The organism is Daejeonella sp. (genome assembly GCF_044232565.1).
GTDB lineage: Bacteria > Bacteroidota > Bacteroidia > Sphingobacteriales > Sphingobacteriaceae > Daejeonella.
In genome coordinates this window covers 1-9,776 of sequence record NZ_JBIILQ010000087.1, presented here as the reverse complement: position 1 = coordinate 9,776, position 9,776 = coordinate 1, and the positions used below count along the sequence as shown (strand labels likewise).

Below are 9,776 nucleotides of genomic sequence, written 5' to 3'. Positions count from 1 at the left end.
AAACTACCTGTGCAAGGATCCTCGCCAAAACAATAAACTGTGAGAATATAAGTCCCGAAGCCGAAGCCTGCGGAACCTGCCACTCTTGTATTTCGTTCCAAAATGGCAACTCTTTTAGTATTCATGAGCTAGATGCTGCTTCTAACAACTCAGTTGAGGATATTAGAAGCTTAATTGAGCAGGTTCGAATCCCTCCTCAATCTGGCAAGTACAAAATCTATATTATTGATGAAGTTCACATGCTTTCACAACAGGCCTTTAATGCCTTTCTGAAAACTTTAGAGGAACCACCAAATTATGCCATATTTATTCTGGCAACCACAGAAAAGCATAAAATATTACCAACGATTTTATCAAGATGTCAGATTTTTGATTTCAACCGCATTAAAGTTGAAGACATTGCAATACACCTGGCAGAAATTGCACAAAAGGAAGGTATTGCCTACGATGAAGACGGATTGCATCTAATTGCTCAAAAAGCTGATGGTGGACTCCGAGATGCATTGTCGATGTTCGATCAAATCGTGAGCTTCTCGAGCAAGAATGTCAATTATAAATCAGTAATTGATAATCTTAATATTCTGGATTATGATTACTATTTTAAGTTAACAGATGCCATTCTTTCTGAAGATGTAGCCAATTCGCTACTTATTTTCGATGAAATTTTAGGAAATGGATTTGATGGCAATCATTTCATTACTGGATTGGCCTCTCATTTCAGAAATTTACTAGTTTGTAAGGACGCGTCAACCTTAAAATTACTTGAGGTGAGCGAAGGAATCCGCCAAAAGTATAATAGTCAGTCGCAAGCTGCCTCCCTCTCCTTTTTAATTTCAGCACTGAACATCAGTAATCAATGCGACCTTAATTATAAAACAAGTAAAAATCAAAGGCTTCAAGTTGAGCTTACACTCATCAAACTGTGCCACATTGCCGCTGCCATTAATCTTTCAGCAGCAGGAATTCCGGCCATGCAGGACGGTCAAATAAAAAAAAAACTTAAATCAGTAGAAGAAGTTCCAGTTTCAATTCCTGATTCACCTGTCAAGGTTGTAGAAAGCACCATTTCAGCTGTTCCTCTAAATAATCTCGAGCCTGAAAAACCAATACAAGTTATTAAACATGAGGCAATTGACCCAATTCAACAAGCTCCAAAAGTTGAAGCTCCAAAAATAGCTGTCATTCCAAAACTTTCTATAGGGTTAAACAGCAGCTTGATTCCAAATTTAAATGATTTAGGGGCAAATTATTCCAAGAAAGAGGAAGTTGAAGTAGAATATTTGAGCGGCGATAGCAAAATTGATTTTACTGCCGACATGATGCTTAATTTCTGGAATGCCTATGCAGAAAAGGTTAAAAAAGAAGGTAAAATAAACATTTTCACCATCATTACAGCTTATGCTCCTGTTTTACTCGACAATTACATCATTGAGCTACCCATTGAAAATAAAATACAAGAAGAATTGTTGAGCTCAGAAAAAGTTGATCTATTAAACTTTTTACGCGTTCAGCTAAGAAACTTCAGTATCGACCTACAAACCAAGCAAATGGAGCAAACGCAAAAAAAGCGTCTCTATACCTCATCCGAAAAGTATGAACACATGCTTCAGAAAAACCCAAATCTGGACGAATTTAAGCGCAGATTTAATCTAGATTTAGATTATTAAATAATTCGCAAAGTCAAACTACTTTTTCCTGTCATTTTTAGGATAACCCTCCCGATCGAGGTCATCACGATTATCCTCTGGAGTTTCAGAAAAACTTTCTTCATCAGCCATGCTATCTTCTTCAGTTTGAATATGCATAGCCAAAATATCCAAATCGGACTCTAAGCTGGCATTTTTATCGTATTCCTTTAGGGCCGTCGGATTCGCTTCATCAAAATCAGAAAGCGCATCCCTCCCGTTTTCAACAGCCGTATCATAAGGATTGTGATGAATATAGTCCGGATCATCCGCAATTACATCCAATTCATAACTATTTTTATCCGGATCAAAGGCTAAATCATCCACATTAATTTCCATGTGTAAATCTTCCTTTAAGGCCTCATCTCTATCTGTTCGATCCGGCTTAAGCCCCTTCACCTTTTTACGTTTAATTTCCATCACTAAGCTTTTAAATCTTTATTATGGAACAAATCTGGTATCGAATAGTTTTAAATTAAGAATTAAAAAAAATCATAGCCTTCAAATTTTCAGGTGTATTCAAAATTCCTATCTTTGGGCAAATTCCAAAAACCTTATTATTATAATATGTCAGTTCAAAAAATTAAAGTTGCAAATCCGATAGTCGAATTAGATGGTGATGAAATGACCAGAATAATCTGGAAGTTTATTAAGGATAAACTTATCACTCCATATCTTGAGCTAGATATTAAATACTACGACCTTGGAATGGAATATCGGGATGAAACGAACGATCAGGTAACCATTGATGCAGCGAATGCAATAAAACAATATGGTGTTGGTATTAAATGTGCTACCATAACTCCTGATGAAGCTCGTGTTCAAGAATTCAAGCTAAAGCAAATGTGGAAGTCGCCGAATGGTACAATCAGAAACATTCTAGATGGTACGGTTTTCCGTGAGCCAATTGTAATGAGTAATGTACCTCGCTTAGTTCCAAACTGGACAGCTCCAATTTGTATTGGACGTCATGCTTTTGGTGATCAATACCGTGCGACTGATTTTTTAACCAAGGGCAAAGGCAAATTAACCATTACATTTAGTCCTGAAGATGGTAGCGAAGTTCAATCCTTTGAAGTTTATAATTTCAAAAGCGATGGTGTAGCACTTGCTATGTACAACACAGATGAAAGCATCTTCGGTTTTGCTCGTGCCTGTTTTAATCAAGCATTATCAAAAAAATGGCCACTTTATCTTTCTACAAAAAATACAATTCTTAAAAAATATGATGGTCGCTTTAAAGATATTTTTGAAGAGGTTTATCAAAATGAATTTAAAAACAAATTTGAAGCAGCAGGAATTACTTATGAGCATCGTTTGATCGATGATATGGTTGCTTCTGCATTAAAATGGAATGGAAATTTCGTTTGGGCTTGTAAGAATTATGACGGTGATGTTCAGTCGGATACCGTAGCGCAAGGATTTGGTTCTTTGGGACTTATGACTTCAGTTTTAATCACTCCTGATGGAGGAACGATGGAAGCAGAAGCAGCACATGGTACCGTTACGCGTCACTACCGTGATCATCAGGCGGGAAAGCCAACTTCAACCAATCCAATTGCATCAATTTTTGCGTGGACTAGAGGTTTAGAGTTTCGTGGTAAATTAGATAATAACCAAGAATTAATTAATTTCTGCCATGCTTTGGAGCAGGTATGTATTGAGACTGTTGAAAGTGGAAAAATGACTAAAGATCTTGCTGTTTGTATTCACGGCAATAAAGTAAGTCATGGAGATCACTACTTATATACTGAAGAGTTCCTTGATGCAATTGATCAAAACTTAAAAACAAAATTAGCTTAAATATTTAATAGCTAAATATACAAATAGCCGCCATATTCAATATGGCGGCTATTTTTTTGTCTTTTCAGGATATCATTTCGACTATTTCAAGGTTTTGATTTAAATACTTGAATATTGCGATTCGAAAACATTCGAAAATTGAGTAAAGCTCTTAATAAGACTCAAAAATGATAAAGTATACCTAATAATTAAGCTAACGATTCAAAACGTTCCCAGAAGCCATCCTGGGGCAAGGGTGCAAAAATAGTTATCGGCTCTAGCTTAACGGGATGCATAAATTGTAATTTTCGGGCGTGTAAACAAATACTTTTCTTCAGACTCCCACGAGGATAACCATATTTATTATCACCTACAATTGGGCAATTAAGCGTTGCTAATTGCACCCTAATTTGATGCGGGCGACCAGTAATTGGATCTACTTCAATCAAATAATAACCACCTAGCTCACCGATTAATTTATAATTTAATTCGGCACGCTGACTCCCAGGTACTTCCTTTTCATAGGCCTTGGTTACATTTTTTTGAGGATTTTTAACAAGCCAATGAATAAGGGTGCCCGACTCAATAGCTGGTCGGTTACGAACCACCGCCCAATAGGTCTTGTGCATATCCCTACTTTTGAACATTTTATTGATGCGCTCAAGCGATTTACTAGTTTTGGCGAATAAAATAACCCCACTAACTGGTCGGTCGAGGCGATGAACTACTCCTAGAAATGCTCCGTTTGGCTTATTATATTTTTTAGCAATGTAGCGTTTTACTTTCTCATCTAAAGATTCATCACCAGTATCGTCCACCTGAACAATATCACCTGCACGCTTGTTTACAGCAATCAGATGATTGTCTTCAAACAAGATATCCCTATCAGTGATATCAAGCGAAAGCACAGGGAATTTAGATTTTTGATTTGCAGGAATAGCCATTCAATATCAACCTTAATATTGTTCCTTTTCATTCGGAAAATCACCAGCTTTTACATCTTTTACATAAGATTGAACAGCACCGTTTATCTCCTCAAAAAGGTTTAAATATTGTCTTAAAAATCGTGGCTTGAAGCCTTTCGTCAGACCAATCATATCATTTATAACCAATACCTGTCCGTCACAATTAGCTCCTGCTCCAATTCCAATAGTAGGAATTTTTACCGTTTTAGTCACTTCCATAGCCAACTTAGCTGGTATTTTTTCAAGAACAACTGAAAAGCATCCCGCTTCTTGAAGCACTAAAATATCACTCTTCAACTTTGCAGCCTCAGCTTCTTCCTTAGCACGAACAGTATAGGTACCAAATTTATATATCGATTGAGGTGTTAAGCCCAAGTGACCCATAACTGGTATCCCGGCGGCAATAATTCGCTCTACCGACTCGCGTATTTCCAAACCGCCCTCAAGCTTTACTGCGTGAGCACCAGATTCCTTCATTATGCGGATTGCCGAATTTAGAGCTTCTTTCGAATTACCCTGATAAGAACCAAAAGGAAGATCAACTACCACTAGGGCCCTCTTTACAGCCCTTACAACCGATGCTGCATGATAAATCATTTGATCGAGAGTAATAGGTAAAGTAGTTTCATGCCCCGCCATCACGTTTGAAGCTGAGTCGCCTACCAAAATAACATCAATACCACCTTCGTCAACGATGGTAGCCATAGAATAATCATAAGAAGTCAACATGGCGATTTTTTCGCCCTTTTGCTTCATTTCAAGGATCGTATTTGTGGTGATCCGCTTTACCTCTTTATGTACAGACATGTAGCAGGGTTTTAATAAGATTCAAAGTTAGGATTAATAGAAACAATACACAGTCAAAATCTTCTTAATTGATGTATGAAAAACAAATTTATAATTCCTTCATCAAACACTTTCAGATTTACTAATAATTACCTAAATTCGCATTTGTGAAATATGAAGTAAAAAACTTCCCTCTACACTGCGGAAATTCTTCCGAAATCATTGCTTTTCAATCGATTTTTAAATCTCTTTTCAAAATTATTAAATGAATACTTACATCAAATTGCCGGCAGTTTTGCTTCTGGAAGATGGGACAATATACCATGGAAAAGCAGCAGGGAAAATTGGTACCACTACAGGTGAAATTTGTTTTAACACCGGAATGACAGGATATCAGGAGATTTTTACAGATCCTTCGTATTTCGGGCAGATCATGGTCACAACCAATTCACATATTGGAAATTATGGAATCCACAAGGAAGAGGTGGAATCAGACAATATCAAGATCGCCGGACTAGTTTGTAAAAACTTCAATATTACTTACAGCAGGAAACAAGCCGACGCTTCCATTCAAGATTATTTTCAGGATGAACATATTGTAGGCATTTCGGATGTTGACACCCGCTCCTTAGTACGTCATATTCGTGATAAGGGAGCAATGAACGCAATTATTTCATCCGAAATTCTAGATATTGAAGAATTGAAGAAGAAATTAGCCGCCGTTCCTTCTATGGATGGATTGGAATTATCATCCCAAGTATCAACGAAAGAAGCTTACGAATTTGGGAATAAAGATGCAGCAAAGCGAGTAGCGGTTCTTGACTTAGGTGTGAAGAAAAACATCCTCAGAAATTTCGATAGTAGAGGTGTTTTATCAAAAGTATTTCCAGCAAAAACAACATTTGCTGAGATGGAAAAGTGGAATCCAGATGGATATTTCATTTCAAATGGTCCCGGCGACCCATCAGCAATGCCATACGCCATAGAGACAGTAAAAGCAATTCTAGCAGCAGAAAAACCCTTATTTGGTATTTGTCTTGGTCATCAGCTTTTAGCTCTTGCCAATGATATTCGCACCATTAAGATGTTTAATGGCCATAGAGGATTAAATCATCCTGTGAAAAACGTGATTATCAATCATTGTGAAGTCACGTCACAAAACCATGGTTTCGGAGTAATTCCTGAAGATGTACACCAATCTGAAAAAGTTGAAATTACCCACATTAACCTAAACGACCAATCTATCGAAGGCATCCGTGTAAAAGGTAAAAAGGCTTTTTCTGTGCAATATCATCCAGAATCTTCACCGGGACCACATGATTCAAGATATCTTTTTGACGATTTTGTGGCAATGCTGAATTAATTAGTGTACTTTGTACACTTAGATAAAAAAAATAGTATCAATCAGAACAAAAATAAGATGAGTATAATCCTCGACGTACACGCAAGACAAATTCTGGATTCACGCGGAAATCCAACAATTGAAGTAGATGTAACCACAGAAAATGGCATTATTGGCCGTGCAGCGGTACCATCAGGCGCTTCTACAGGTATACATGAGGCTGTTGAGCTTCGTGATAATGATAAGTCTGTTTACCTAGGCAAGGGAGTTCTAAAGGCTGTTGCCAATGTAAACGAAAAAATCGCTCAGGAATTAGTAGGAATTGATGTATTTGAACAAAATAGCATTGATCAATTGCTTCTTGAGATTGATGGAACTGAAAACAAAGGAAATTTAGGTGCAAATGCAATTCTAGGTGTTTCATTAGCTGTTGCAAAAGCAGCCGCTCAGGAAAGTCGCCAGCCATTATACCGCTATATTGGAGGCGTAAATGCCAACACTTTACCAATTCCAATGATGAATATTGTAAATGGTGGTTCGCACTCTGATGCTCCCATTGCATTCCAAGAATTCATGATCATGCCTGCTGGCGCTTCTTCATTTTCTGAAGCACTCCGTTGGGGAACAGAGGTATTCCATACCTTGAAAAAGATTTTACATGACCGCGGATTATCAACTGCTGTTGGCGACGAAGGTGGTTTTGCTCCTAAATTTGAAGGTACAGAAGATGGTGTGGAGACCATTCTTCAGGCGATTGAAAAGGCAGGTTATACCGCTGGAAAAGATATTTATTTAGCGTTCGACTGTGCTGCATCTGAGTTTTACAAAGATGGAAAATACGATTATACTAAATTTGAAGGCGAAAAAGGTGCAATCAGAACAAGTGCTGAACAAGCTGAATACTTGGCGCAATTAGCTGCCAAATACCCAATCATTTCGATTGAAGATGGTATGGCTGAGGATGATTGGGCTGGCTGGAAATTATTAACTGAAAAAATTGGATCTAAAGTTCAATTGGTAGGTGATGATTTGTTCGTTACCAATGTAAAGAGGTTACAACAAGGTATTGATAGTGATACAGCTAATTCAATCCTAGTAAAAGTAAATCAGATTGGCACACTTACTGAAACTATCAACGCAGTTTCATTAGCTCAAAACAATGGTTATACCTCTGTTATGAGTCACCGTTCTGGCGAGACTGAAGATTATACAATTGCTGATCTTGCTGTGGCATTAAACTGCGGACAAATTAAAACTGGTTCTGCATCACGTTCAGACAGAATAGCAAAATACAATCAATTGCTCCGTATCGAAGAAGAATTGGGCAGCAGTGCACGCTTTTTAGGTAAGAGCTTTAAATACATTAAATAAAATTAGTTATTTTAGAATAATCATTAATAAAAACATCCTAAGATTATAAATCTTAGGATGTTTTTATTTTATATTTGTATTGATGACCAGACTTTTAAATATAATTCGAAACAAGTATTTGATTGCAAGCATTGCATTTCTTACTTGGATGTTATTTTTTGATCGTAATGATCTAATGTCGCAATATGAATACCGTACATCTTTAAATAAACTGGAGGCAGAAAAGGAATTCTACACCAAAGAATCTGCTAAAGTGGTAAAAGACTTAAACGAACTTACCACCAACCAAGGTAAGCTTGAAAAATTTGCACGCGAAAAATACCTCATGAAAAAAGAGAATGAAGATGTCTTCGTGATTATTGAGGAAGCAGCAAAAGTAGAGGAAAAGAGTTCCTTCTTTGGGAATTAAGGTGGGAAAAATAATCCCAAATAGACAAGCCGCGACCTGCCCCTACGTGGTAAAACACCAACTACGCTGATACCCCTCATTTATCCTTGATAGCGTATAGAGGCAATCTCCAATGTGCTAAAAAACTATTGTTTCGCCGTGTCTTCTAGCAAAGAAAATCTGACGATTTTAGGAATGATGGACAGAAAAATGTAAAGACTGTACATTAGTTTGAATAACAAGAAACGAACATTCAAGCAACCCAAAACCACTCATGATTTAAAAAATAATATAATTAATTTTCCCTAGTCTACTAAAGAATTGATCCAGCTATTTAGATCGATGTCTTTATTTAAATTTAACTTTTTAAGAATCCTATATTTTTTGGTAAAAACACTATCTGTTGTGATGCGCAAAATGGAGGATATCTCTTTGCTAGATAAATTCATCCGAATCAGTGAACAAAACTCGATGTCATTCTTGCTTAATTGAGTATAATCTTGATTAAGCTTGTTAATAAATTGCGGGTGCAATAGCTTGAACTTCTTTATCATTTCATCCCAAGGATTCTGTTTTTGGTTGATCATTTTTATTTTTTGATCCATCCCATCAATATGCTCCTCCTCTATTCTTTTTAATAAAGTATTCAAATGCTCTTTTAGCACCAAGCTATTCATAGTCTGCTCCATAATCTCTCTTTCATGCAAGATTAAGATTTCTTGCTTTTGAAGATTCGAGACATCAGCTGCCAAAAGCTTAATTTTCGATTTTGCATATTTGTTTTTGAACCATTGAACTATAGCAAGCAAAAGGAATATTCCGGCCAATAAGAGCGCTATAAAATACTGCTGGGTCAGCTTCTCTTTCAAAAGACGAATAATATCATTTTCCTTTTTTTCTACTTCGTATTTTTCCTTTAGAGCATTTGCTTCTTTTTGTACAGACTCACTAACGATACTATCATTCAAAGCGTGAAATTGAGTTTGAAAGGATAGCGCTGATGAAAAATCTTTGATATCTCTAGCTAACCAAAACAGTCTTTCTAAAGATATCATTTCCTCTCTTTTAGCTTTTAAGGTCTTAGCTAGTGCTAATCCTTGATTGAGCCTAATTTTAGACTGACCGAACTTTTTCTGGATTCGATAAAGATTTCCTAGATTAATAGCTGACAGCATTTGACCATAAAGAATTCCATTTTCTTTACAGATAGTTTCACATTCTAAGAAAAACTTTTCAGCCAGTTCATACTCTTTCTTGAGCTCATAGATATTTGCTCTATTAGTGAGATTTTGAGCTAAAAGAAAGGCAGAATTCACCTTAACTAAATCTTGATAGGCCAATTCATAATAATAAACCGCCTTTTCAAGCTTATTAATTTTCTTAAAATAAACTCCAAGATTATTATAATTTAGAGCTAAATGATAACTGTTTCCGAGGTCTTGGTTAATACTTACAGC

8 protein-coding genes and 1 pseudogene are annotated in these 9,776 nt (G+C 36.5%); 5 read left to right on the top strand and 4 right to left on the bottom strand.

Annotated elements, in window-relative coordinates; genetic code table 11:
* A partial coding sequence (locus tag ACILQF_RS06575) for a DNA polymerase III subunit gamma/tau (protein WP_395626619.1) occupies positions 1-1,667 on the top strand: 1,667 nt, incomplete at its 5' end.
* Between the two features lie 18 nt (positions 1,668-1,685).
* Here ACILQF_RS06575 and ACILQF_RS06570 read toward each other — a convergent pair.
* Positions 1,686-2,105 (bottom strand): hypothetical protein, encoded by a 420-nt coding sequence (locus tag ACILQF_RS06570; protein WP_395626618.1) that lies wholly within the window; start codon positions 2,103-2,105, stop codon positions 1,686-1,688.
* Positions 2,106-2,252: 147 nt separating this feature from the next.
* Here ACILQF_RS06570 and ACILQF_RS06565 point away from each other — a divergent pair, with 147 nt between their 5' ends.
* Positions 2,253-3,488 (top strand): isocitrate dehydrogenase (NADP(+)), encoded by a 1,236-nt coding sequence (locus ACILQF_RS06565; RefSeq protein ID WP_395626617.1) that lies wholly within the window; start codon positions 2,253-2,255, stop codon positions 3,486-3,488.
* Positions 3,489-3,676: 188 nt separating this feature from the next.
* Here ACILQF_RS06565 and ACILQF_RS06560 read toward each other — a convergent pair whose 3' ends face one another.
* Both ACILQF_RS06560 and panB read right to left on the bottom strand, forming a co-directional pair.
* Positions 3,677-4,411, bottom strand: a complete 735-nt coding sequence (locus ACILQF_RS06560; RefSeq protein WP_395626616.1) for an RluA family pseudouridine synthase — start codon at positions 4,409-4,411, stop codon at positions 3,677-3,679.
* Between the two features lie 12 nt (positions 4,412-4,423).
* Complete coding sequence (gene panB / locus ACILQF_RS06555) at positions 4,424-5,239, bottom strand: 3-methyl-2-oxobutanoate hydroxymethyltransferase (protein WP_395626615.1); 816 nt, start codon at positions 5,237-5,239, stop codon at positions 4,424-4,426.
* A 244-nt stretch (positions 5,240-5,483) separates the two neighbouring features.
* Between panB and carA the strand changes: the two genes are divergently transcribed.
* From carA to ACILQF_RS06540, 3 genes are all read left to right on the top strand, one after another.
* Positions 5,484-6,581 carry a glutamine-hydrolyzing carbamoyl-phosphate synthase small subunit gene (gene carA / locus ACILQF_RS06550; protein ID WP_395626614.1) on the top strand — a complete coding sequence of 366 codons (1,098 nt, stop codon included), beginning with the start codon at positions 5,484-5,486 and terminating at the stop codon, positions 6,579-6,581.
* A 57-nt stretch (positions 6,582-6,638) separates the two neighbouring features.
* Positions 6,639-7,931: a phosphopyruvate hydratase gene (gene eno / locus ACILQF_RS06545; protein ID WP_395626613.1), complete on the top strand. Its 1,293-nt coding sequence runs from the start codon at positions 6,639-6,641 to the stop codon at positions 7,929-7,931.
* An 82-nt stretch (positions 7,932-8,013) separates the two neighbouring features.
* Positions 8,014-8,340, top strand: a complete 327-nt coding sequence (locus tag ACILQF_RS06540; RefSeq protein ID WP_395626612.1) for a septum formation initiator family protein — start codon at positions 8,014-8,016, stop codon at positions 8,338-8,340.
* Positions 8,341-8,624: 284 nt separating this feature from the next.
* On the opposite strand, the pseudogene ACILQF_RS06535 reads toward ACILQF_RS06540, so the two are convergent.
* Positions 8,625-9,776: pseudogene (locus ACILQF_RS06535) on the bottom strand (hypothetical protein); the annotation flags it as partial.

What these genes read in the sequence shown, in the direction of transcription:
- ACILQF_RS06570 (WP_395626618.1), bottom strand. Translation starts at nt 2,105, where the DNA reads ATGGAAATTAAACGTAAAAAGGTGAAGGGGCTTAAGCCGGATCGAACA.
- ACILQF_RS06565 (WP_395626617.1), top strand. Translation starts at nt 2,253, where the DNA reads ATGTCAGTTCAAAAAATTAAAGTTGCAAATCCGATAGTCGAATTAGAT.
- ACILQF_RS06560 (WP_395626616.1), bottom strand. Translation starts at nt 4,411, where the DNA reads ATGGCTATTCCTGCAAATCAAAAATCTAAATTCCCTGTGCTTTCGCTT.
- panB (WP_395626615.1), bottom strand. Translation starts at nt 5,239, where the DNA reads ATGTCTGTACATAAAGAGGTAAAGCGGATCACCACAAATACGATCCTT.
- carA (WP_395626614.1), top strand. Translation starts at nt 5,484, where the DNA reads ATGAATACTTACATCAAATTGCCGGCAGTTTTGCTTCTGGAAGATGGG.
- eno (WP_395626613.1), top strand. Translation starts at nt 6,639, where the DNA reads ATGAGTATAATCCTCGACGTACACGCAAGACAAATTCTGGATTCACGC.
- ACILQF_RS06540 (WP_395626612.1), top strand. Translation starts at nt 8,014, where the DNA reads ATGACCAGACTTTTAAATATAATTCGAAACAAGTATTTGATTGCAAGC.